The sequence below is a fragment of the Microbacterium sp. MMO-10 genome (assembly GCF_037148715.1).
GTDB lineage: Bacteria > Actinomycetota > Actinomycetes > Actinomycetales > Microbacteriaceae > Microbacterium.
In genome coordinates this window covers 20,341-43,598 of record NZ_JBBCSV010000001.1, presented here as the reverse complement: position 1 = coordinate 43,598, position 23,258 = coordinate 20,341, and the positions used below count along the sequence as shown (strand labels likewise).

18 protein-coding genes, 1 tRNA gene and 1 pseudogene are annotated in these 23,258 nt (G+C 71.8%); 16 read left to right on the top strand and 4 right to left on the bottom strand.

Annotation, left to right across the window (positions count from 1 at the left end; genetic code table 11):
• Nucleotides 1-15: 15 nt before the first annotated feature.
• Nucleotides 16-690: a hypothetical protein gene (locus tag WFJ17_RS00195; protein WP_336647340.1), complete on the top strand. Its 675-nt coding sequence runs from the start codon at nt 16-18 to the stop codon at nt 688-690.
• A gap of 279 nt (nt 691-969) precedes the next feature.
• Nucleotides 970-1,377: a dehydrogenase gene (locus WFJ17_RS00190; protein WP_251447857.1), complete on the top strand. Its 408-nt coding sequence runs from the start codon at nt 970-972 to the stop codon at nt 1,375-1,377.
• 22 nt (nt 1,378-1,399) lie between these two features.
• On the opposite strand, the gene radA is transcribed toward WFJ17_RS00190, so the two are convergent.
• Complete coding sequence (gene radA / locus WFJ17_RS00185; RefSeq protein ID WP_336647339.1) at nt 1,400-2,767, bottom strand: DNA repair protein RadA; 1,368 nt, start codon at nt 2,765-2,767, stop codon at nt 1,400-1,402.
• A 188-nt stretch (nt 2,768-2,955) separates the two neighbouring features.
• Here radA and WFJ17_RS00180 point away from each other — a divergent pair, with 188 nt between their 5' ends.
• The 8 genes and pseudogenes from WFJ17_RS00180 (at nt 2,956) to cydC (ending at nt 12,305) form a co-directional block, all read left to right on the top strand.
• The gene (locus WFJ17_RS00180; protein WP_251447851.1) at nt 2,956-4,188 is read left to right on the top strand and encodes a molybdopterin molybdotransferase MoeA; all 1,233 of its coding nucleotides are present in this window, start codon (nt 2,956-2,958) and stop codon (nt 4,186-4,188) included.
• Between the two features lie 5 nt (nt 4,189-4,193).
• Nucleotides 4,194-4,862, top strand: coding sequence for a molybdenum cofactor guanylyltransferase (gene mobA, locus WFJ17_RS00175; RefSeq protein ID WP_336647338.1), 669 nt, complete (start codon nt 4,194-4,196; stop codon nt 4,860-4,862).
• On the top strand, nt 4,859-5,128 hold the full coding sequence (locus WFJ17_RS00170) for a DUF6457 domain-containing protein (RefSeq protein ID WP_251447844.1): 270 nt from the start codon (nt 4,859-4,861) through the stop codon (nt 5,126-5,128). The genes mobA and WFJ17_RS00170 overlap by 4 nt, the downstream gene beginning before the upstream one ends.
• A gap of 132 nt (nt 5,129-5,260) precedes the next feature.
• A complete protein-coding gene (locus WFJ17_RS00165; RefSeq protein WP_251447840.1) occupies nt 5,261-5,986 on the top strand; it encodes a helix-turn-helix transcriptional regulator in 726 nt (241 codons plus the stop codon).
• The gene (locus WFJ17_RS00160; protein ID WP_292887407.1) at nt 5,973-7,385 is read left to right on the top strand and encodes a cytochrome ubiquinol oxidase subunit I; all 1,413 of its coding nucleotides are present in this window, start codon (nt 5,973-5,975) and stop codon (nt 7,383-7,385) included. Before WFJ17_RS00165 ends, WFJ17_RS00160 begins: the two co-directional genes overlap by 14 nt.
• Nucleotides 7,386-7,399: 14 nt before the next feature.
• A complete protein-coding gene (gene cydB / locus WFJ17_RS00155; RefSeq protein ID WP_295033811.1) occupies nt 7,400-8,425 on the top strand; it encodes a cytochrome d ubiquinol oxidase subunit II in 1,026 nt (341 codons plus the stop codon).
• A gap of 346 nt (nt 8,426-8,771) precedes the next feature.
• A pseudogene (gene cydD / locus WFJ17_RS18665) lies at nt 8,772-10,385 on the top strand (thiol reductant ABC exporter subunit CydD); the annotation flags it as partial.
• Nucleotides 10,386-10,664: 279 nt separating this feature from the next.
• On the top strand, nt 10,665-12,305 hold the full coding sequence (gene cydC, locus WFJ17_RS18660) for a thiol reductant ABC exporter subunit CydC (RefSeq protein ID WP_442927959.1): 1,641 nt from the start codon (nt 10,665-10,667) through the stop codon (nt 12,303-12,305).
• Nucleotides 12,306-12,325: 20 nt separating this feature from the next.
• Here cydC and WFJ17_RS00145 read toward each other — a convergent pair whose 3' ends face one another.
• Complete coding sequence (locus WFJ17_RS00145; protein ID WP_251447827.1) at nt 12,326-12,697, bottom strand: DUF4406 domain-containing protein; 372 nt, start codon at nt 12,695-12,697, stop codon at nt 12,326-12,328.
• 47 nt (nt 12,698-12,744) lie between these two features.
• Here WFJ17_RS00145 and WFJ17_RS00140 point away from each other — a divergent pair, with 47 nt between their 5' ends.
• A complete protein-coding gene (locus WFJ17_RS00140; protein ID WP_336647336.1) occupies nt 12,745-13,500 on the top strand; it encodes a DeoR/GlpR family DNA-binding transcription regulator in 756 nt (251 codons plus the stop codon).
• Nucleotides 13,501-13,769: 269 nt separating this feature from the next.
• Here the strand turns inward: WFJ17_RS00140 and WFJ17_RS00135 are convergent, their stop codons facing one another.
• Entirely contained in the window at nt 13,770-14,546 is a 777-nt protein-coding gene (locus WFJ17_RS00135) for a hypothetical protein (protein ID WP_336647335.1), read from the bottom strand.
• 121 nt (nt 14,547-14,667) lie between these two features.
• Here WFJ17_RS00135 and WFJ17_RS00130 point away from each other — a divergent pair, with 121 nt between their 5' ends.
• A complete protein-coding gene (locus tag WFJ17_RS00130) occupies nt 14,668-15,720 on the top strand; it encodes a hypothetical protein (RefSeq protein WP_336647334.1) in 1,053 nt (350 codons plus the stop codon).
• Nucleotides 15,721-15,733: 13 nt separating this feature from the next.
• On the opposite strand, the gene WFJ17_RS00125 is transcribed toward WFJ17_RS00130, so the two are convergent.
• Complete coding sequence (locus WFJ17_RS00125) at nt 15,734-16,336, bottom strand: hypothetical protein (RefSeq protein WP_251447814.1); 603 nt, start codon at nt 16,334-16,336, stop codon at nt 15,734-15,736.
• Nucleotides 16,337-16,499: 163 nt separating this feature from the next.
• Here WFJ17_RS00125 and WFJ17_RS00120 point away from each other — a divergent pair.
• The 4 genes from WFJ17_RS00120 (at nt 16,500) to WFJ17_RS00105 (ending at nt 23,252) form a co-directional block, all read left to right on the top strand.
• Nucleotides 16,500-16,590: transfer RNA gene (locus WFJ17_RS00120), tRNA-Ser, on the top strand.
• 399 nt (nt 16,591-16,989) lie between these two features.
• Nucleotides 16,990-17,490, top strand: a complete 501-nt coding sequence (locus WFJ17_RS00115; RefSeq protein ID WP_336647333.1) for a hypothetical protein — start codon at nt 16,990-16,992, stop codon at nt 17,488-17,490.
• A 238-nt stretch (nt 17,491-17,728) separates the two neighbouring features.
• Nucleotides 17,729-21,142 carry an immune inhibitor A domain-containing protein gene (locus tag WFJ17_RS00110; RefSeq protein ID WP_336647332.1) on the top strand — a complete coding sequence of 1,138 codons (3,414 nt, stop codon included), beginning with the start codon at nt 17,729-17,731 and terminating at the stop codon, nt 21,140-21,142.
• Nucleotides 21,143-21,314: 172 nt separating this feature from the next.
• Entirely contained in the window at nt 21,315-23,252 is a 1,938-nt protein-coding gene (locus WFJ17_RS00105; RefSeq protein ID WP_336647331.1) for a potassium transporter Kup, read from the top strand.
• Nucleotides 23,253-23,258 lie beyond the last annotated feature (6 nt).

Sequence of the window (23,258 nt, the reverse complement as noted above, 5' to 3'; positions counted from 1 at the left end):
GCATAACCTGGAGGCATGACCCCTCGCCAGTCCGCCGCCGTCTATCGCCGCCGTCGGATCGTCGTGCTCGGGGTCGTCATCGTCGTGCTCGCCCTGCTCATCGCGCTCGTCTGGGCGCTCGTGGCGCGGGCCGGATCCGGTCCGACCCCCGGCCCGACTCCGAGTGCGTCGACCTCGGCCTCCCGGACCGCCTCTCCGTCGGCCGCGCCGGATCCCACCGCCGATCCGAGTCCGGCCGCCGATGCGACGCCGGCGCCCACCAGCACCGCCGATGCCGGTCCGGTGCCGTGCACCGCGTCCGAGGTGAAGGTGACGGCGGTGACCGACCACGACAGCTACGCGGCCGACCAGAACCCGCAGCTGTCGATCTCACTGACGAACAGCAGCGCCAAGGACTGCACGATGAACGTCGGCACGACGACCCAGGTGTTCACGATCACGAGCGGCAACGACACCTGGTGGCGCTCCACCGACTGCCAGCAGACCCCGAGCGATGCGATCCAGACCATCAAGGCCGGCGCGACGATCACGAGCTCGACGCCCGTCGTGTGGGACCGGACGCGCTCGAGCGTCGACACCTGCGAGGCGACGGACCGCCAGCGCGCGCCGGGGGGCGGCGCCTCCTACCGCCTCACCGTGGCGATCGGCGGATTCCAGAGCGCCGGCCCCGTGCAGTTCCTCCTCAACTGACGCCGTCGCACCCGCGACGCGCGCGGGCGTGCCCGAATCTGCGCATCTGGTGGAAAACGGTCGCCCCCGCGCTTCCTTTGGGATACCATAGAGGAAGTCTTCGAGATCTTGACGGGTTCGCCATCCCCAGTGGCTTCGACAACTCAGCGTCCCCAGCGCATCGTCGTCCGTCTTCGAAGGCACGAGGGCCTCTCCGTCATCTGTCCCCAAGCGATTGACGAAGGGGCCCTCCTCTCTTCTCCCTCCGCGGGACTCGTCGTCCTCTCGTAAGGTGGAACGATGGCCGCGAAGAAGTCGAAGAAGAAGCCCGCCGCCTCGGACTTCCGTTCCGAGGCCCTCGCCCAGGCGCTCGAGAAGCAGGACATGGCGGCGGTCGCCCTCGCCCTGCGCAACGGCAACACCGTCGTGCCGCTCATCCGGCCCGGCGCCAGGGACAACCCGCTCGACGGCGGGGAGGTGTGGACCTACCGGGATCCGTCCACGGGCGACGTCGCGCTGCTGCTGTTCAGCGACGCGACCCACAAGCCGGCCAATCTCCCGCCCGGCGTGGGCATCTACTCCCCGGCATGGCTGCGGTCGTTCCTCGCCGCGCATCGCGACGTGATCACCACCGTGTTCCTCGACATCGCCGGCCCGCATCCGATGCAGGCCCCGCCCGCAGAGCTGCTGCGCGCGCTGGAGGCCTGAACCCGGATCCGGACGCGGTGCGTCAGAACGCGGGCACCTCGTCGTCCAGGCGGCGCGGGGCGCGGTGCGCCCTGACGTCGCCGAGCGCGCCGCGCAGGGTCGCCGAGCGGTCGTCGACGACCTGCGCATAGCCGAGCCGGGCGGCCTCGGAGCGGCGCTGCGAGGCCTGGGTGACCGCGCGGACCTCGCCGGCCAGGCTCAGCTCGCCCACGGCCGCGACCGTGTGCGGTACCGCGTCGTTCGTGAGGGATCCGGCCACCGCGATCGCGATCGCGAGGTCGGCGGCCGGCTCGGTGAACCGCACGCCGCCGACGGTCGACACGTAGACGTCCTTGTCGCTCGTCTTGATGCCCGCCCGCCGCTCGAGCACGGCGAGCACCATCGCGACGCGCGACGAGTCCAGCCCGTTCACCACGCGGCGGGGATTGGGGGCCTGCGTGGGGATGGTCAGCGCCTGCACCTCGACCGGCATCGCGCGCCGCCCCTCCAGGGCGATCGCGACGCAGGTGCCCGGTTCGGGGCGTCCGCGGGAGAGGAACAGGCTCGACGGATCCGGCACCTCGGCGATCCCGGATCCGGTCATCTCGAAGCAGCCGACCTCGTCGGTCGGCCCGAAGCGGTTCTTGAGCGCCCGGATGAAGCGCAGCGACGTCTGCCGGTCGCCCTCGAAGTGGCAGACGACGTCGACGAGGTGCTCCAGGATCCGGGGCCCGGCGACCTGGCCGTCCTTGGTGACGTGGCCGACGATGACGATGGGCAGATCCCGCTCCTTCGCCACCCGGATGAGCGCCGCGGCCACCTCCCGCACCTGCGCGGGCTGCCCGGCGGCGCCGTCGGACAGCGCCGACGCGACCGTCTGCACGGAGTCGACGATCACGAGTTCCGGGGAGACCTCGTCGATGTGCCCGAGGATCGTGCCGAGATCGGTCTCGGCGGCCAGGTAGAGCTCGTCGTGCAGCGCTCCGGTGCGCTCGGCGCGCAGCCGCACCTGCGCGGTCGACTCCTCGCCGCTCGCGTACAGCACGCGCCGGCCGGCACGCGCGCCCGCGGCCGCGACCTCGAGCAGCAGCGTCGACTTGCCGACGCCCGGCTCCCCGCTCAGCAGGATCGCCGCGCCCGGGACGATGCCGCCGCCCAGCACCCGGTCGAACTCGGCGACCCCGCTCGAACGCCGCGGCGACTCCTGCGAGGTGAGCGACGTGATCGGGCGCGCCTGCCGTCCGGCCGCGGGCGCCGTCGCCTCGACGCGGCGCACGATCCCGGCCTGCGCCGCCTGCTCGGCGACCGTGCCCCACTGCTGGCATTCGCCGCACCGGCCCACCCACTTGGCGGTCGTCCACCCGCACTCGGTGCAGACGTACGCGGGGGCGGAGGGTTTCCGGGATGCCATGGATTCAGGCTAGCCGGGGGCGCCGACGTGCGAGCGCGGTGGGCCGGTGCACGGGTGCGCGGTGGGCCGGCGCCCGGGGCCGGCCCACCGCGCGGGACGGTGTCCGGGGCCCGCGGCTGCGGCACGCCCGGCGGACCGCCCGGTAGCCTCGAACCACACGACGGACTCGGTCACGACGAGGAGCGCGCATGAGCGACGGCACCACCTTCCGCACGGTCGAGGAGCAGCAGGAGCGGGTGCTCGCGGCGGTGCGCCCCCGCCCGGCGGAGACGCTGCCGCTGGATCGGGCCGGCGGGCGCACGCTCGCGGTCGACGCGATCGCCGGGAACCCCGTGCCGGCGTTCGACAACTCCGCGATGGACGGCTTCGCGGTGCGCTTCGCCGACGTCGCGGGCGCCGCGGAGGACGCCCCCGTGACCCTGCGGGTGACCGCGGATCTGCCGGCGGGGAGCCCCGAGGACCCGCCTCTCGCGCCGGGCTGCGCCGTGCGGATCATGACGGGGTCCGCGCTGCCCACCGAGGCCGACACGATCGTGCCCTTCGAGGACACGGAGGGCGGGCTCGCCGATTCTCTGAACACGGCCGTGGTGCTTCGGGCGCCGGCCGCGGCCGGAGCCCACGTGCGCCGGGCCGGGAGCGACGCGGCGGCCGGGGCGGTCGTGCTGCCCGCCGGCACGCTGCTCGGCCCGCGGCAGCTGTCCGCACTCGCGTCGGTCGGGATCGCCGAGGTCCCGGTCGCGCCCCGGCCGCGGGTCGCCGTCGTGTCGACCGGATCCGAGCTGGTCGCACCGGGGTCGCCGCTGCGGCGCGGGCAGATCCCCGAGTCCAACGGACTCCTGCTCGCCGGGCTCGCGGCGGAGACCGGAGCCGAGGTCGTGCTGCGCGAGGTCGTCGGCGACGACGGGGACGGGCCCGCGGAGGCCGCGGCCCGTGCCGCGACGCTCGGGGCCGACGTGGTGATCTTCTCCGGCGGGGTGAGCGCCGGGGCGTACGAGGCCGTGCGGCTGAGCATGGGCGAGGCGATGGAGTTCGTCGCCGTCGCCATGCAGCCCGGCAAGCCGCAGGCGTTCGGAGTCATCGCCGAGGGCATGCTGCTGTTCGGGCTGCCGGGGAACCCGGTCAGCGCCGCGGTGTCGTTCGAGACTTTCGTGCGCCCGGCGCTGCTGCGGATGCAGGGGCGAGCGGAGATCCTCCGCCCCGTGCGGCGCATCCCCGCGGGCGCCGCCTGGCGCGCGCCGCGCGGCCGCCGTCAGTACCTGCCCGCAGTGATCGTGGACGACACGGTCGTTCCCGCGACGCGGGGCGGATCCGGCTCGCATCTCACGGTCGGCCTCGCCGGTGCGCGGGCCTACGCCGTGGTGCCCGCCGAGGTGGCGGAGGTTCAGGTCGGCGACCTCGTCGACGTGATGGAGCTGGACTGACCGCCATGGCGGCCGCGGACTCCCCGACGGCCCCGATGCCGGTCGGCGCCGTCGTGCTCGTCGGCGGCCGCGCCCGGCGGATGGGCGGCGCGGCCAAGCATCTGCTCGCGGTCGGCGGCACGACGCCGTGGGACCGGACGCTCGGCGCGCTCGCGGCGAACGGGATCTCCCCGGTCGTCGCGGTCGGTCCGGCTCCGGCCGACGGAGGCGGGCCCGCTCCCGCCGCCGTGACCTGGGTGCGCGAGGATCCGCCGTTCGGCGGCCCGGTCGCCGCGCTCGCGGCGGCGCTGTCGGATCCTGTGCTCGACGACACGGGGGAGTTCCTGCTCCTGGCCGGAGACCTCGCGCACCCCGAGGCGGTCATCGCCCGGCTGCGGGAGGCGGATCCCGCCGCAGCCCGGACCGCCCCGGGTGGCGATGCCGAGGCCCTCGTCTTCGACGCAGCGGGGCGGCCGCAGTGGCTCGCCGGCCGGTACCGCACGGCGGCCGTGCGCGCCGCCCTCGCCGCGCTCGGCGAGACGGACGGAGCCTCCTGCCGCGCTCTCCTGGGCGGTCTTCCGATCCGGTGGATCCCGGACGAGGATGGGATCACTGCCGACATCGACACCCCGGACGACCTCGAGCGCGCTCGCGCCGAAGCCGCCGGGGCCGAACGACCAGAGGAGTCCCGATGACCGCGAACGATCGCACGCTGCCCCCGGAGGCCCTCGACGCCTGGGCGGCGGAACTGCGCGAGCGGTTCAACCTCGCCGAGGAGGACCTGCCGATCGCGCTGATCCTCGACCTCGCCCGCGACGTCGCGAACGGCGTCGCCCGGCCCGCGGCCCCGTTCAGCGCCTTCGTGGCCGGCCTCGTCGCGGGGCGCGCCGGCGGGAGCCCCGGCGACGTGCGCGCCGTGGTCGCCGCGATCTCCGCGCTCGCACTCGACCATCGGTCCTGACCCGGGGTGGCCTAGAGCGCGACCGGAGGGATCCGCGATCCGCATGGTCGTGATCCGAACCTCCTATCGCATCGGGCATTATTCACGGCCCGGGTCGCGGTCTGCGTGGGCGCGCGGTGCGAGTATGGAGCCATGGCCAGCGCCGGGCCCGTCTGCGGGCCGATCTCCAGCTATTCGCGCGTGCGGATCCTGCATCTCGTGCAGGCTCGTCCGCACCGCACGATCGGCGAGCTGTGCGAGGCCACCGCGCTGCACCCGAACACCGTGCGCGAGCACCTGCAGCGGCTGATCGAGGGCGGCTACGTCGTGCCGGCGACGGAGCACCGCACGACCCGAGGGCGTCCGCGCGTGCTCTACAGCGCCGCGACGGGGGCGCCCGAGGCGTCGAGTCCGGTCGCCAAGCAGAAGGCCGACGACGCCGCCCGACGGGGAGACCTGCTGCGCCGGGTGCTGCAGACCGATCCCTCCGGATTGGGCCGGCGCGCGACCTACCAGCTCGACGCGCTCGTCGAGCACCTCGAGGAGAGCGGCTTCGAGCCCGTCGTCGACGAGGACCGGCTCACCGTCGAGCTCACCCCCTGTCCGCACGCCGCCGCCCGGCCCGAGCACCGCCCGGTGCTCTGCCAGGTGCACCTCGGTCTCATGCAGGGGGTGCTGGCCCAGGCCGGCGGCCCGCTCGTCGCCCGCTGCGTGCGCTCGGCCGCCCGGCCGGAGGAGTGCACGGTCGAGCTCGGCCACGGGGATCGTCCCTTCGCCGACGAGAGCATCGGATCCCCGGTCGGATCGGGATCCGCGCAGGAAAGAGGATCCGTCCCCGGATCCGTGAACGCAGGAGGCGTCGCGCATGGATTGGCTTGATCCGCTCGTCCTGTCCCGATGGCAGTTCGGGCTGACGACCGTCTACCACTACCTGTTCGTGCCGCTCACGATCGGCATGGCCACGGTCACCGCGATCTTCCAGACGGTGTGGGTGCGCACCGGCAAGATCGAGTACCTGCACCTGACGCGGTTCTTCTCGAAGATCTTCCTCATCAACTTCGCCATGGGCGTCGTGACCGGCATCGTGCAGGAGTTCCAGTTCGGCATGAACTGGTCGGACTACTCGCGCTTCGTCGGCGACGTGTTCGGCGCGCCGCTCGCGTTCGAGGGACTGCTCGCGTTCTTCCTCGAGGCGACGTTCATCGGACTGTGGATCTTCGGCTGGGACAAGCTGCCGAAGAAGGTGCACCTCGCCACCATCTGGGGCGTCGCCATCGGCACGATCCTGTCGGCGTACTTCATCATCGCCGCGAACGCGTTCATGCAGAACCCGGTCGGCTACACGTACAACGCGGCGACGAACCGTGCCGAGCTCACCGACTTCTGGGCACTGCTGACGAACAAGGTCGCGCTGGCCGCGTTCCCGCACACGATCTTCGGCGCGTTCATGCTCGCGACCGGCGTCGTGATCTCGGTCTCGGCCTGGCATCTGTCCCGCGGCCAGCATGTGGCGACCATGCGGAAGTCCCTGAAGTTCGGCCTGTGGGGGATCCTCGTCGCGACGGCCGGCGTGGTGCTCACGGGCGATCAGCTGGGCCTCGCGATGGTGAGCACCCAGCCGATGAAGATGGCCGCCGCCGAGGCGATGTTCAACTCGAGCTGCGGCGCGGACGCCTCGTTCTCGCTGTTCTCGATCGGGACGCCCGACGGCACCGGGGAGATCTGGTCGCTGCGGGTGCCGTACCTCCTCGCCTTCCTGTCGACGCACGATCTGAACGGCTGCGTGGAGGGCATCAACGACCTCAACGCGCAGTACGCGCACCAGTTCGCCTCGACCGGTCTCACCGACTTCACCCCGGTGCTGTGGATCACCTACTGGGCGTTCCGCTGGATGATCGGCCTCGGCATGCTGCACGCCTTCATCGCCCTGGTCGGGCTGTGGATCACGCGCAAGAACGCCAAGCGCCAGCCCGCGCCGTGGATGTGGAAGATCGCGATCTGGTCGTTCCCGCTCTCCCTGGGCGCCAACATCGTCGGCTGGGTCTTCACGGAGATGGGGCGGCAGCCCTGGATCGTGTTCAGCCTGATGACGACCCAGAACGGCGTTTCGCCGGGAGTGAGCGGCGTCGAGGTGCTCATCTCGCTCATCTCCTTCACCGCGATCTACGCCGCACTCGCCGTCGTCGAGATCGGGCTCATCGTCCGCGCCGCGAAGAAGGGGCCCGACATCACCGAGAAGCACGACGAGGACGCCCCTGTCCCGTCGGTCGTGTACTGAGGAAGGAGGCGGACATGGATCTCGCAACGCTCTGGTTCTGGATCGTCGCCCTGTTCTTCGTGGGCTACTTCGTGCTCGACGGCTTCGACTTCGGGGTGGGCATGTCGCTGCCCTTCCTCGGCAAGGACGACGTCTCGCGCCGCCAGGTGATCAACACCATCGGCCCGGTGTGGGACCTCAACGAGACCTGGGTGATCGTCGCGGGAGCCTGCCTGTTCGCGTCGTTCCCGGAGTGGTACGCCTCGCTGTTCAGCGGCTTCTACCTGCCGCTGCTGCTGATCCTGCTCGCGCTCATCCTGCGCGGGGTGTCGTTCGAGTACCGGCACCAGCGCGAGGATCCGCGCTGGAAGCGCCGCTTCGACACCATGATCGTGATCGGATCCGCCGTGCCCGCACTGCTCTGGGGCGTCGCGTTCGGCAACATCGTGCAGGGCGTCGCGCTGGATGAGCGGCACGTCTTCCGCGGATCCGTGTTCGATCTGCTGAACCCGTACGGTCTGCTCGTCGGGGTCACCACGCTGCTGCTGTTCTTCCTGCACGGGCTGTACTTCGTCGCGCTGAAGACCGACGGCGCGGTGCACGAGCGCGCCCGCCGGGTGGCGCGTCGTGCTGCGCTGCCGACGATCCTCGTCGCGGCCGCGACGGTGGTGTGGACGATCGTGATCGCCGCCGGCCGGCCGTCGCTGCTCTGGGCCGTGATCGCGCTCGGCGCCGTGGCCGCGGTGTTCCTCATCGTGTCGGTGGTGTTCTCGCTGCGCGGGCGCGACGGCTGGGCGTTCGCCGCCGGGGTCGTCACGATCCTCGCGGCCGTGCTCATGCTGTTCTCGGCGCTGTTCCCGAACGTGCTGCCCTCCACGATCGATCCCGCGAACTCGCTCACGATCCAGAACGCGTCGAGCACGCCATACACCCTGCAGATCATGAGCTGGACGGCGCTGGTGGCGATGCCGCTCGTGCTGGCGTACCAGGCGTGGACGTACTGGGTGTTCCGCAAGCGCGTGCGCCGCTCGACGATCGAGGCCGCCCCCGCGCACGCATGATGGGGACGGTTCGCTCCGAGGTCGGTCGACCAGGCGCGTCGCGCGGCCTCCCTTCCGGGGTCGTCGAGCGAGGACGCGCGCAGGGCGGCTCTCTTGCCGGGGGCGTCGGGCGAGGACGCGCGCAGCGCGACCCTCTTGCCGGGGTCGTTGAGCGAGGACGCGCGCAGCGCGACCGTCTTTCCGGGGTCGTTGAGCGAGGACGCGCGCAGCGCGACCCTCTTGCCGGGGTCGTTGAGCGAGGACGCGCGCAGCGCGACCGAGACGAAACGCGGCGATCCGCGAGGAACCGGGTCTCGTCTCGCTCCTCGCTGCGCTCGGCGCTCGCTCGACGACCCCGAGGCGCCCGATGAAGCCGATCGATCCGCGGCTGCTGCGGTGGGCGCCCGCCGCAAGGACCTACCTCGTGGTGTCGGCGGTGATCGCGATCGTGCAGACCGCGGTCACGATCGCGTTCGCCGGGCTGCTCGCCGCGGGGATCGCCGCCGTCGCCGCCGGGCGCTCCCCGCTCGCCGTGGTGCCCTGGCTCGCCCTCGTGGTGGCCGTGCGCGCGGCGCTGCTGTGGACCTCGGAGGCGTGGGGGGCGAAGGCCGCGGCGCAGACCGGTCGCGAGCTGCGGGCGGCCCTGCTCGACGCGATCGCGCGACGCGGACCGGCGTGGCTGAGCGCCCGCAACACGTCCGCACTCGCGGTCACCGCGGGGCACGGCCTCGACGCCCTGGATCCGTACTTCTCCCGGTACGTCCCGCAGCTCGTGCTCACCGCGATCGCGACCCCGGTGATCGTCATCGTGATGTGGATGCAGGACTGGCCGAGCGGCGTCGCGGCCCTCGTGACGCTGCCGCTGATCCCGCTGTTCCTCATCCTCATCGGCATCGCGACCCGCGGCGTGCAGCGCAGGCAGCTGCAGGTGCTGCAGACGCTCGCGGCGCGCTTCGCCGACACGGTGCAGGGCCTCGCGACGCTGCGCCTCTTCGGCCGGGAGCGCCGCGCCGCCGCCCGGATGCGCGAGACCGCCGACCAGTACCGCCGGGAGACCATGCGGGTGCTGCGGTACTCGTTCCTCTCCGGCTTCGCGCTCGAGCTGCTGTCGTCGCTCGCCGTCGCGATCATCGCGGTCTCGGTGGGGCTGCGCCTGCTGGGCGGGGAGCTGAGTCTCGGCGTCGGGCTGTTCGTGCTGCTGCTGGCGCCTGAGGCGTTCCTGCCGCTGCGCCAGGTGGGCGTGCAGTTCCACGCCGCTGCCGAGGGCGTGGCCGCCACCGAGGACGTCTTCGAGATCCTGGAGGACGCCCCGCCCGGCACCGCCGCCGAGCGAGGCGCCGTGCCAGGCGCGACGCCCCCGGCATCGCCTTCGGAGGATGCGGCATCGCCTCGCGGAACCCGCGTCGTCTTCCGCGACGTCGGCGTGCGGTACGGCGAGCGGGTGCTCCCGCCGGTGACGTTCACGGCCGCGGCCGGCACGGTCACGCTGCTCCAAGGGCGCAGCGGATCCGGGAAGTCCAGCCTGTTCGCCGCGCTCCGGGGGGCGGCGCCGTACGACGGGGTCATCCGCGTCGAGGGTGCGCCGGATCCGGATCCGGCGACCTGGCTCGCCTGGGCCGGCCAGCGCCCGGGCCTGATCCGCGGCACGATCGCCGCGAACGTCGCCCTCGGCGACCCCGCTCCGGACGCGGATCGGGTGCGTGCGGCCCTGGCGGATGCCGCGGCCGCCGACCTGGATCCGGCGCAGCAGCTCGGCGTTCAGGGCGCGGGCCTGTCCGGAGGGCAGGCGCAGCGCGTCGCCGTGGCGCGCGCGTTCTACCGCCTCGGATCCGGTGCGCGCGTGCTCGCCCTGGACGAGCCGTCCAGCGCGCTGGACGCGACGACCGAGGCGCGGCTCTGGCGGGCGGTGCGGCGCGCGGCCGATGCCGGCGCGACGGTGCTGCTGGTGTCGCACCGGCCGTCGGCCCGCGCGATCGCCGACCAGGTGGTGCGGATCGGCGATGCGGACCCGCTGTCGGGGTCGTTGAGCGAGGAAGCCCGCGCCGGGGGTGCGCTGTCGGGGTCGTTGAGCGAGGAAGCCCGCGCCGGGGGTGCGCTGTCGGGGTCGTTGAGCGAGGACGGCCGCGCAGCGGACGACCGAGACGAAACGCCGCGCCCGGTCGAGGGCGCCGAATCCTCCGCGTCCCCCGGGTCCGCCGGGTCCCCCGCACTCGACGGGCCCGGGGAGCCGGTCCCCGACCTCCCGGCCTCCGTCGGCGGGATCCTCCGCCTCGCGATGCCCCGGATGCGACGGTTCCTGCCCGCGATCCTCGCCGGGATCGTCTCGGCCGCGGCCGCCGTCGGCCTGCTGCTCGTGAGCGGCTGGCTCGTCGTGAGCGCCTCGATCGTCGACAACCTCGTGCCGCTGTCGCTCGCGATCGTCGGAGTGCGCTTCTTCGCCGTGACGCGCGCGGTGACCCGGTATCTGGAGCGCCTCGCCGGTCACGACGCCGCCCTGGGCCGCCTCGCCGACCTGCGCGCCGCGGTGGTGCGCCGCCTCACGCCGCTGGCGCCGGCGGGCCTCGGATCCACCGATCGCGGTTCGGTGCTCGCCGCCCTCGTCGACGACGTGGAGAACCTGCAGAACCTGCCCCTGCGCGTCGTGCAGCCCCTGCTCACCGGCGGCGTCGTGGCGGTGCTGTCGATCGGCGTGCTGGCACTGATCGCGCCGGCGGCCGCGCTCGCGCTCGCCGTCTGCCTCCTCGTCGCCATCGCGGGCGCGATCCTGCTCGGCGGCATCGCCGGAGCGCGCGCCGAGCGCGCGCTCAGCCGCGACCGCGCCGAGCTGGCCGGCGCCCTCGTCGACGAGTTCACCGCGTTCGACGTGCTGCGGGCCTACGGTGCGGAGCCGGTCGCGCGCGAGCGGATCCGCGGCGCCGACGACGCGCTCCGGCGCACGACGACCCGTGTCGCGGTCGCGCAGGCGCTCTCCTCGGCGGTGGTGTCGCTCGCGGCGGGGGCGGCGTCCCTCTGGGCGCTCGCCGTGGCAGCCCCGGGGCAGGGGGGCGGCGCGGCCGATGCGCCCTGGTTCGCGGTGGCCGTGCTGCTGCCGATGGCCGTGTTCGACGTGTTCTCCGCGGTGCCGCAGGCGGCCTCGGCCTGGCGCGGGGTGCGGGCCGGTGCGGAGCGGATCCATTCCGTCCTGCCCACCGTCGTGCCGGCCGAGGTGCGCGGCGACGAGGGCGAGGGAAGCATCGGCGACGGGGCGCTGCGCCTTCGCGGGGTGACCGCGAGGTGGCCCGGTGCGGCGGGTCCCGCGCTGGGCGGGATCGATCTGGATGCGGCGCCGGGCGAGCGGATCCTCGTCACGGGGTCCAGCGGGGCGGGGAAGTCCACGCTCGCCGCGGTGCTCGTCGGCTTCCTGCGCTTCGACGGGTCGTACCGCATCGGCGAGGGCGACGCGGCCGCGGTGCCGGGGCCGGAGCTGCGCCGCCGCATCGGGCTGTGCGAGCAGGATCCGATGCTCTTCGACGAGGACATCCGGCAGAACCTCCTGTTCGCGAAGGAGACGGCCTCAGACGAGGAACTGTGCGCCGTGCTCGATCGGGTCGGGCTGGGTGCCTGGGTCGAGGAGCGCGGCGGTCTCGGGGCGCGGGTGGGGGAGCGGGGCGCCCTGGTGTCGGGAGGTCAGGCGCAGCGCATCGCGCTCGCCCGGGTGCTCCTGCGCGGCTTCGGCGTGCTCGTACTGGACGAGCCGACCGCGGGGGTGGATCCGGATGCCTCGGATGCGCTGCTCCGCGATCTGCTCGAGGCGGCCGACGGGCGCACCGTCATCCTGGTGTCGCACGTGGCGCCGCCCGCCGGCGCGATCGACCGGACCCTCCGGCTCGACGCCGGGCGGATCCAGGCCGTCGAGGCCTGAGCGGGCGGCGCCCCGAGACGTCAGGCCGCGACGCCCGGCACCTCGTCGAGGCGGCGGTACACCGGGATCCCGCGCCGCTCGGCGATCGCGACGTCCTGATCCGCCCCGCGGGATTCGCCGGGCAGGCGCAGCACTCCATCGCAGTGCTGGAGGAGACGCTCGGCGGTCGGGTACATCACCTCGGCGGCGAGCGGGTCGCCGGGCCCGGCCGCGCCGGCGCTGGAGAGCACGGGCAGCGCGACCCATTCGCCGATCATCGGGATGTGGCCGGCCTGGAAGATCGGCCAGGCGGCCTCCTCGAGCCGGGTCAGGTTCTGCGCCATCAGCGCGGGGTCGCCGTCGGTGCCCGAGGCGTAGGGGCCGGCGATGAGGATCATGAGCGGTTTCGTCATGTCGGGTACAATACAGCAGAAACGTGCACAAACATGAAGGAGTCGGAATGCTGGCTGCGGCACGCAAGGAGCTTCTGCTGGATCGGCTGCACCGGGACGGCCGTCTCGTCGCGAAGGACATCGCCGCCGAACTGGGGCTGTCGGAGGACAGCATCCGCCGCGACCTGCGCGAGCTCGATGCAGCGGGTCTCGCGGTGCGCGTGTACGGCGGGGCGCTCCCCGCGTCGCCCGCCGTCGTCGACTACGGCCGCCGCGCGGCGGTGGCGCCGGACAGCAAGGCACGCGTGGCGGCCGCGGCGGCGGCCCTCATCGAGCCGGGGGCGACGGTGATCCTCGACGGCGGCACGACGACCCTCGCGATGGTCGCCGCGATCCCGACCGCGCTGCCGTGCACGATCATCACGCACAGCCCCACGATCGCCGCCGCGCTGCTGGGTCACGCCGCCGACGTGTTCCTCATCGGCGGCCGGCTGTTCAAGCACTCCGCCGTCGCTTCTGGAGCGGCCGCCGTCGAGGCCGCGCAGCGGATCAGCGCCGACCTCTTCTTCCTCGGGGTCACCGGCGTGCACCCGACCGCGGGGCTGACCACCGGCGACCCCGAGGAAGCGGCGATGAAGCGCACTCTGGCGTCCCGGGCGGCGGAGACCTACGTGCTCGCGAGCGAGGAGAAGGTCGGCGCGGCGTCGCGCTACGCGGTGCTCGGGCTCGACGAGGTGACCGCGATCGTCACCGACGCGGATCCCGCGGATCCGACCCTCCAGGAGCTCGAGGAGGCGGGGATCCGGCTGATCGCCGCGGGCTGACGCCCGCGGCGCCGCCGCCGATGCGGCTCCGCGGGCGCCGTCCTGCGGGTGCCGTCTCGCGTGCGCCGTCTCGCGTGCGCCGTCCCGCCCGCGGGTGCGGTTCCGCGGGTGCCATTCCGCCCCCGTGGCCGTCGAAGGCGTGCAGCCCCCGGGCACAACTCAGGCTGGATCCTCTGCCCCGATGGGAACATCGGCGGGAACACGGCACGGTGGTCGCCGCGCCAGCGGTTCGAGCCTGAATTGTGCGCGCCGGCCATCGCCGACCGGCGTCAGGGCCAGAGCGGCTCGGTGGGCTCCAGCACCTCGCCGAGCGCCTCGAAGGCGCGGCGGCGCTCCTCGATGCGGCGATGCAGCTCCTGCTGGGCGTCGGCGATGAGCGCAGGATCCAGCGGCACGGACTCGACGTCCGTGTGCGCGTGCTCCGCGGCGAGGTGCGCGTCGAGCTCGGGACCCGAGGTCCACGAGGTGATGAGCGCGTAGCGCGGGGTCGCGCCGCGATGCCAGACGGCATGCCAGAAGCGCTGGGTGTCGACGACCACCCTCGATCCCGCCGGCAGCGGCAGGCGCACCTCGGTCGCCGGATCGAACCGGTCCTCGCGCAGGATCAGCAGCGAGTCGGGGTCGTCGGTGAGGTTGTAGAAGCCGCGCACGACCCAGCCGGTGCCGTCGGGGTTGAGGCGGTTGTTGTCGTCCTGGTGCAGGTTGTAGATCGCGTCGGCGTAGGTGTTCGGCTGCAGCTCGACCACCCGGCAGCGGCCGACGTTCGCTCCGGCTTCGCGGGCGCGGCGCACCAGCGTCGGGGCGAGCGCCGTCTGGGATTCGACCCAGACGCCGTCCTTGTCGGTGCGGGGCGGGGTGTGGTTCCAGAACCCGTTGCAGTCGGGCTCGCCGGAGTAGCTGGTGAGCGGGGCGAACCGGGTGACGCCGGAGGAGCGCCAGGGCACGTAGGCGAGGTCGAGCCATTCCTCGGGATCCGAGGCCTGGTCGTGCCGGTCGAGGACGACGAAGCCCGTCTTCGCGAGCGCGGGCGAGTGGATGTGCGACATGGCGGCGTCCTCCGATCCGGATCCCGAGGTCTTCTTAGGGCATCCTAACTCTCCGGTGCCGCCGCTGCGCGGAGCGAAACCGTGCAAAACCCGATGCCCGGACGCGCCTACGCTTTCAGGCATGACCACCCCTCGAGAAGCGCTGCTGGTCGGCAGCGTGAACTACGACGACGCCGAGACCACGATGCGCACCGCCGCCGGACTGCTCGGCCCGCGACTGCGACGGATCCCCGACGGCGAGGTCGGGATCCGGTTCCACTGGATCATGTTCCAGCCGGACGTGCTCGGCGGGGCCGAGGGGATCGAACGCGTCGGCGCGGAGCGGATCCCGTTCGGTGCGGGCCTCGACGCCCGCCCGCTACGGATCGGCGAGGGCGTGGACGCCTCCTCGATCGTGCTTCCGCCGCTGGGGTATGCGAGCGCGGCGATCGAGTCCTACGCCACGTTCCGGCGGCTGCGCTCCGAGGGGGCGATCGCCGAGGGCGTGCGCTTCCAGGTGTCGCTGCCCACGCCGCTCGCGGTGATCTCGTCGTTCTTCTCCGGCGATGACCGTGCCGCGATCGAGCCGGTCTACACCGCGGCGATCCGGCGCGAACTCGACGGGATCCTCACCGCGATCCCGCAGGACGACCTGGCGATCCAGTGGGACGTCGCCAGCGAGATGGGCATCATCGAGCGCGCCGCCGGCTATGGCAGGGTCATGGAGGCGTGGTGGCCGGGCGATCCGTTCGACGGTCTCGTCGAGCGCCTGGCCGAGCTCATCGACGCGGTGCCCGCAGGCGTCGAGGTCGGCGTGCACCTCTGCTACGGCGACGCCGCGGAGAAGCACTTCGCCGAGCCCGCGGATGCGGCGAACCTCGTCCGTTTCGCGAACGCCGTCATCACGGCCGCGCATCGTCCGCTCACCTGGCTGCACCTCCCGGTGCCGATCGAGCGCGACGACGACGCGTACTTCGCGCCGCTGGACGCACTCGCGCTGGGCGAGGGCACGGAGCTCTACCTGGGCCTCGTGCACCGGGAGGACGGCGCGGAAGGCGCCCGTCGCCGCATCGACGCCGCCGCCCCGCACGCCGCGGAGTTCGGCGTCGCGACCGAGTGCGGCATCGGACGCGCCCCCGCCGGATCCACGGAGGGAATCCTCAACACCCACGCCGAGGTCGCCGAAGCCTGGTGACCCTCGGCCGGGGTCAGCGGGTCAGGATCCGCTGCAGCTCGTCGCGCAGCGACGTCGCGCGCTCGGGGACGCGGGGGAGCGCCTGCGTCGCCAGCGCCTCCGCGAGCGCGGAGTCCTCGAGCAGCAGCGCGACCCGGGCCCAGGTCAGCAGGTGCGCCGGATGCAGGTCCTTCTCCAGCGCGCCGCGGGCGGTCGCGTGGAAGCCGTCGGGATACGCGGTGAGCGGGCCGAAGAACCGCTCCGACTGGCGCTGCCACTCGGAGGCCAGGAACGCGACCGACTCCGCCGCCTCCTCCGCGGTGCCCCCGTAGGCGAACTCGGCGTCGGAGGCGTTGCGGAAGCCGGAGACGACGGATCCGCGCCAGGCGCACTCGTACTCGCGCAGGGCGTCGTCGGCGGGGGACTCGCCGCCCGCCACGTCGCCGAGGGCGGGCAGGTGCGCGCCCAGGTTCACCTGGAACACCGCGGCACGGGGGCGGTGCTGCACCTCCACGACATGGATGACCGGACCGGCGAGAATCCGCCGCCCGACATCGCTCTTCCAGAGGAAGCCGGCCCCGGTGAGCAGGGGGACGAACTGCCTGCGCAGCTCGGCGTTGACGGTCTTGCGGTCCATGCGGATCCCTTCGGCGGACGGTCCCGTTCACTCTAGAAGCGCGGGACGCTGGCCCGGAACCTCGACGCGGCGGACGGCCGCCCACCGGCCCGGAGCGGGGGCGCCGGAGTGTCGGGCGCCGCTCGATTCGCGCTGGATCCCGCCGTCGCGTAAGCTTGTCCGCGGTGACGTGTCCGAGCGGCCGAAGGTGCAACTCTCGAAAAGTTGTGTAGGGTAACCCCCTACCGTGGGTTCAAATCCCACCGTCACCGCCACCACGAAGGCCCCGACTTCCACGGAAGTCGGGGCCTTCGTCATGTCCATGGTCAACCCGCCGCGGTGTCCGGAATCCGGCGCACATGTCGAGATGTTCGACGCTGACCGGCGTGATATCTGACCGTCAGCGGCCCGGGAAGCAGGAGTCCCGGTGAGGAGGCGTCTCAGCGACGTCGCCTGAGGCGCAGGCGACCGTCAGGGCGCTCCGGCGTCCGGAGGACGGATGCCGAACCGGTGAACGGGCCGTGGCCGTGACATCTCAGTGGCATCACGATCCCGCCGGATCCGGCGCAACCGTCCGAACCTATGCATCTGCTCGGAATAGGGTAGGAGGCAATCATGGCTGTCGCACCCTCTCGGATCGGCAGCCACCGCTATGCAGAGACCGGAGAGCTCACATGAACAAGGCAACCCTGACCCGGATCGGCGGCGTCGCCGCTGCCATCGCCCTCGCCGCCACGATGACCGCCTGCTCGGGCGGGCAGAGCGTCGCCGACGCGTGCAAGATCGCGAACACGGAGATGACCAAGGCCACCTCGAGCATCTCGAGCGACCTCAACGGCGCCATGCAGAAGGCCACCACGGGTGAGAAGGTCGACTTCGCGGGCATCTTCGCCCCCGTCGAGAAGGGTCTCGACGAGGCCGGCAAGAAGATCACCAACGAGACCGTGAAGAAGCCGCTCGACGCCTTCACCGCCGAGTTCAAGGGCTTCGTCAAGGTCTTCGACGGCTTCGAGATCCCCGACATGAAGAACATCGACGCGACCGACCCGGCCGCCATGGACAAGATCACCGAGGCGCAGACCAAGCTCCAGGAGATGTCGACCAAGGCTCAGGACGCCAGCGCCAAGCTCTCCGAGCAGGGCAAGAAGCTGCAGGACGTCTGCAACAAGGGCTGATCGCCGCCGCTGAGCGGTCATTCGACCGCAGTGAGAAGCGCCACCAGGATCCGTTCCTGGTGGCGCTTCTTCGTGTCTCGGCGCGTCGCTCCCCGGGGAGGAACTTTTTCACTTCTTCAGGCGATTCTGTTCCCTTGCATAGGACTTTCACGGTAAGCCTGATTCTTGTGCGCCTGATCGGTGCATGACATCCGCGCCGTCGCGGGAACCTCCGCGGCGACGCCTGGAGGGAGAAGCAATGTCAGAGAAGAGCGTCCGCGCACGACGACGTGTCGCGGCGACGACATCGGCGTTCGTGCTCGCCGCAGCCGGGGTGGCGACCTTCGGCGCCGTGCCCGCGACCGCCGCGGCGCCGAGCGTCTCGGCGCCCGACGTCCAGCCGACCGCCGCGGCGACCACGGGAGTCGCCAGCGATCACTACATCAACTACGTGGCGCCGCGTGCAGACGCGATCCTCGACGGGGCGGACGACCAGCCGGTCGCCGACCTGAACGGCAACGCCAGTGCGCGCAAGGGCGTCAGCGACGCCGCCTTCGAACGGGCGAAGGAGAACGACGAGAAGCACGCCCAGGGCAACCCCGTGGCGGCCGAGCAGCTGGCCAAGACCGAGGCGGAGGCGGTGCAGAGCGGCGAGAGCCCCAAGAACCTCAAGCACGCCGATAGCACGCAGCAGGCGAAGCTGCTCACGATCCTCGTCGAGTTCGACGGCACCGAGGACTTCTCCGACCTGCAGGTTCCGACCGCGTTCGGCGAGACGACGTGCCAGCCCGGTGACGTGCAGGGTCCGACGCTGCACAACAACATCGCGAACCCGGCCGACGCCGCCCACAAGGACAACAACAGCATGTGGGTGCCCGACTTCTCCAGCGACTTCTACAACAAGATGCTGTTCTCCGACGAGGGCATCACGGAGCGCGTCCGCACCGACCTGACCGGCCTGGACGGCAAGCCCGGCTTCGACATCTCGGGCCACACGATGAAGAAGATGTACGAGGAGATGTCCCGCGGTGCGTACTCGCTCACCGGCGAGGCGACCGCGTGGGTGAAGGTGCCGCACTCCGAGGCGTACTACGGCGCCACGGTCTGCCACAAGGATCCCGACACGGGAGAGTACGTCGCGGGCCCGATGCAGGACATGCAGGGTCACCCGGACAACCCCCTCGGCCCCGGCCAGCTCCCCATCGACGCGGTGGCGGCGCTCGCGCAGTCCGACCCCTCGTTCCCGTGGGCGGACTACGACATCGAGGACCAGGGCGACCGCGACGGCGACGGCAACGTGCACGAGCCGGACGGCATCATCGACCACGTCGTGCTCGTGCACGCCGGTGAGGACAAGTCGGGCGGCGGCGGCAAGGAGGGCACCTACGCGATCTGGGCGCACTCGTCCGACGTCGCGGGCGGCGCCACGATCCCGGGCACCGACTTCAAGATCCAGAACTACATCGTGCAGCCGGAGAACTCCGGCGTCGGCGTGTTCGCCCACGAGTACGGTCACGACCTCGGCCTGCCCGACCTGTACGACACCTCCAACGCGGGGGACTCCGACGTCGACTTCTGGGATCTGATGAGCTCCGGATCGCACTCCGGACCGATCTTCCAGTCGATGCCGACGCACATGGGCATCTGGGACAAGTGGGTGCTCGGCTGGGTGGACCCGCTCGAGATCAACCCCGGTGACGGCACGAAGACGGTCAAGGTGGGACAGGCGTCCCGGCCTGCGAACGGCACCGAGGACGGCATCAAGATCAACCTGCCGGACAAGGTGAAGACGCTCGCCACGCCGCACAGCGGCGCCGAGATGTGGTACTCGAACGCCGACCAGGACTGGGCCGACGCGACCCTGAGCCGCACGATCGACAACGTGCCGGCCGGTGCGACCTTCTCGATGTGGAACAACTACGTGATCGAGGAGGACTGGGACTTCGGCTTCGTCGAGGTCTCGACCGATGGCGGCACCACGTGGACCGAGCAGAAGGTCTACGACGACAGCGACAAGCTCGTGTCGACCGACGACGGCTACAGTGACCCGAACGGCCGGATGAAGGACTTCGGCAACAAGAAGTACGGTCTGACCGGATCCTCGGGCGGCTGGCGCCACGACCACATCGATCTGTCCTCGTACGCGGGCCAGAACATCCAGGTGCGTCTGCGCCAGGCCACCGACGCGGCCTTCGAGGAGCGCGGCTGGTTCTCCGACGACTTCGCCCTCAGTGCGGGCGGATCCGACGTGTGGACCGACGACGTGGAGTCGGGCGACAACGGCTGGACGGCGACTGCCGGCACCTTCACGGACACCACCGGGGCCGGCTGGACCCGCGACACCGGCATTCAGACCAAGAAGCAGTTCTACATGGTCGAGTGGCGCAACTTCGACGGCTTCGACGAGGGCCTGAAGTACGGCTACACCACGGTCTACAGCGACGAGGGCTGGAAGGTCGAGAAGGTTCCGTACAACGCGCCGGGTGCGCTGGTCTGGTACCGCGACGCGGCCTACGGCTCGTCGAACCAGATCACGTCGTATCTGACCAACCTGCCCAGCTACGGGGCCAAGGGCGGGCTCCTGCTCGTCGACAGCCACTTCGACCCGCTGCGTCGCACCGGGGCGGAAGCCGCGCTGGATCCGTCGCTGATGAAGAACATCTCCAGCCGTGCGCAGTCATCGAATGCCGCCTTCGGTCTCACGCCGACCCTGCCGTTCAAGGACTGCATGGTGGACAAGGACTTCACCGAGGCATGCACCGACATCGCCGCCCAGCCGCCGGTGAGCAGCTTCACCGACGACCAGGGCTGGGTCGCCGGCCTGGAATACCGTGACGGCCAGCTGTACAACCGTCTGCGCGACGCGTCGGTCGTCGTGCCCTCGGTCGACGACGCGGCGTACACCACGCGCGTGGTCAACGCCGACGGCACTCCGGCGACGGATCTGTACGGCACCGACCTGGAGTTCACCACCCTCGGCACCGGCAACCCCGCCGACTCCGGCGTCGGCTACGGCACCGTGGTCACCGTGAAGAAGGCGCTGCAGAAGAACACGGCGGCTCTGCTCACGGTGCGCGCGCCGCTCTCCGACGCCCCGTCGAAGCCGGCCGCTCCGGCAATCACCTCGCCCGCGGACGGCGCGAAGCTCGACACGGCGCCGACCGCGGTCAGCGGCACGGGTGTGCCGGGAGCCGTCGTCGAGGTGACGGTCGACGGCGCAGCCGCCGCCGAGGCCAAGGCCGCGGCTCCCGCCGCGGCGAAGGACAAGGCGGCGGATGCCGCGGTCACGGCTGAGGAGCCGGTGATCGTGGGCGACGACGGCACGTGGACGGTGCCGCTCGCCGGCAGCTTCGCGCTCGGATCGCACACGATCTCCGCGGCGCAGAGCGTGGGCGACCTTTCCAGCGACCCGGCGACGAGCACCTTCGTCATCGCCGAGGTCACGACGCCGGGCACTCCGACTCCGACGCCGACTCCGCCGGTCACCGGAGGCGACGGCGGCGGCAAGGGGCACGGGTCCGGCGCGCTCGCGACGACCGGTCTGAACGGCGACGCGCTGCTGACGACGGGTATCGTCGGCGGTCTGCTCGTGCTGCTCGCCGGTGCGCTGATGGTCATGGCGCGCCGTCGCCGTCGTCTCGACGGAGGCAGCGCGGCCGAGTCGCAGAACTAGTCGAACCCGCGACGCCACCCGGAGCGCCGGTCCTCGTCCTCGAGGGCCGGCGCTTCGTCGTCGCCGGATGCCGCACGCCCGTGAGGATCCCGTGAGGAGACGCCCGCGACACCGCGTGAGGATTCCGTGAGGAGCACCCGAACGCGGCGCGCGCGGGCTCTAGGCTTCGTCTGTGAACAACGGCGCATCCCTGTCGAAGAGTCCCACGGCCGCCGCGGGCCACACGCTCCGGCTCGCGCTCATCGTCGGGGCGCTCGGGGTCGTGTTCGGCGACATCGGCACCAGCCCGATCTATGCGCTGCAGACCGTGTTCAACCCCGAGGATCCGCATCCGATCCCCCTCACGACGGAGAACCTGTACGGGGTCGTCTCGCTCATCGTCTGGTCGGTCATCCTGATCGTCACGATCACCTACGTCCTGCTCGCGATGCGCATGGACAACGACGGCGAGGGCGGCATCATGGCGCTGCTCACGCTGCTGCGCCGCTGGGCGCCGAAGGGCCGCACGCGCACGGTGGCGATCCTGTCCGGTCTCGCCGTGCTGGGTGCGGCGCTGTTCCTCGGCGACAGCATGATCACCCCGGCGATCTCGGTGCTCTCCGCGGTCGAGGGCCTCAAGACCATCAATCCGGGCCTCGAGGAGTGGGTGGTGCCTATCACGGCCACCATCCTGCTGATCCTCTTCCTCATCCAGAAGCTCGGCAGCTCGGTGGTCGGGCGGCTCTTCGGGCCGATCATGGTGGTCTGGTTCGTCGTCGTGGGCGTGCTCGGCCTCGGCGGGATCCTGCACGATCCGCAGATCCTCCTCGCCCTGCTGCCCACCTATGCGATCGGCTTCATGGTCAGCCACTTCCACATCGCGTTCTTCGCGCTCGCCGCGGTCGTGCTCTCCGTCACCGGCGCCGAGGCTCTCTACGCCGACATGGGCCACTTCGGCCGCAAGCCGATCTCGATCGCCTGGCTGTTCCTGGTGTTCCCCGCGCTCGCCCTCACCTACCTCGGCCAGGGGGCGCTGCTGCTCGAGGACAAGGCGAACATGTCGGCGCCGTTCTTCCTGCTCGCGCCGGAGTGGGGCCGTATCGCCCTCGTGATCCTGGCCACGGCGGCGACGGTGATCGCCTCGCAGTCGGTGATCTCCGGTGCCTTCTCCGTAGCCGCCCAGGCCTCGGGGCTGGGCTACCTGCCGCGGCTGCGCGTGACGCACACCTCGTCCGAGACGCAGGGGCAGGTCTACGTGCCGTGGATCAACTGGCTGCTCATGGTCTCGGTGATCACCCTGGTGTTCGTGTTCCGCAGCTCCGCCTCGCTCGCGTTCGCCTACGGCATGGCGGTGATCGGCACCATCACCATCACCACGCTGCTGTTCTTCTATCTGGCCCGACGCCGGTGGAAGACGCCGGCCTGGATCCTCGCGATCGGCGCGGTGCTGCTGCTCTCCGTCGACCTGCTGTTCCTCGCCGCCAACGCCACCAAGTTCGTGCACGGCGCCTGGCTCCCGCTCGCGATCGGCCTGGCAGCGTTCATCGTCATGACGACCTGGCAGCGCGGGCGGGCGCTCATCACCGCGCGCCGCACCGAGGCGGAGGGCTCGCTGGCCGACTTCGTGCGCAACCTCCGCACCCACCCGAAGCTCATCGACCGGGTTCCCGGCACCGCGATCTTCCTCAACCCGGGCGGAACGACCACCCCTCTCGCGCTGCGGGCCAACGTCGAGCACAATCATGTGCGGCACGCGCGCGTGATCATCCTCTCCGTCGACATCCAGAACGTCCCGCGGGTCCCGCAGTCCCAGCGCTGCACGGTCGACGACCTCGGGGATCCGACCGACGGGATCCTCTACATCTCCGCGCGGTTCGGCTACGCGGAGAACCCGGACATCCCCCGGGCGCTGCGGTCGATCCCGCCGCACAAGACCCAGGGGTGGCTCGATCTCGACAACGCCACGTACTTCCTCTCGAAGATCGAGCTGCGCGAAGGACGGCGCGGCGGCATGGCGCTGTGGCGCAAGAGGCTCTTCCTCGCGGCGTCGCACATCACCACCGACGCGAGCGACCACTTCGGGCTGCCGCGCGATCGCGTGATCGTGATGGGATCGCAGATCGAGCTGTAGCCGGTC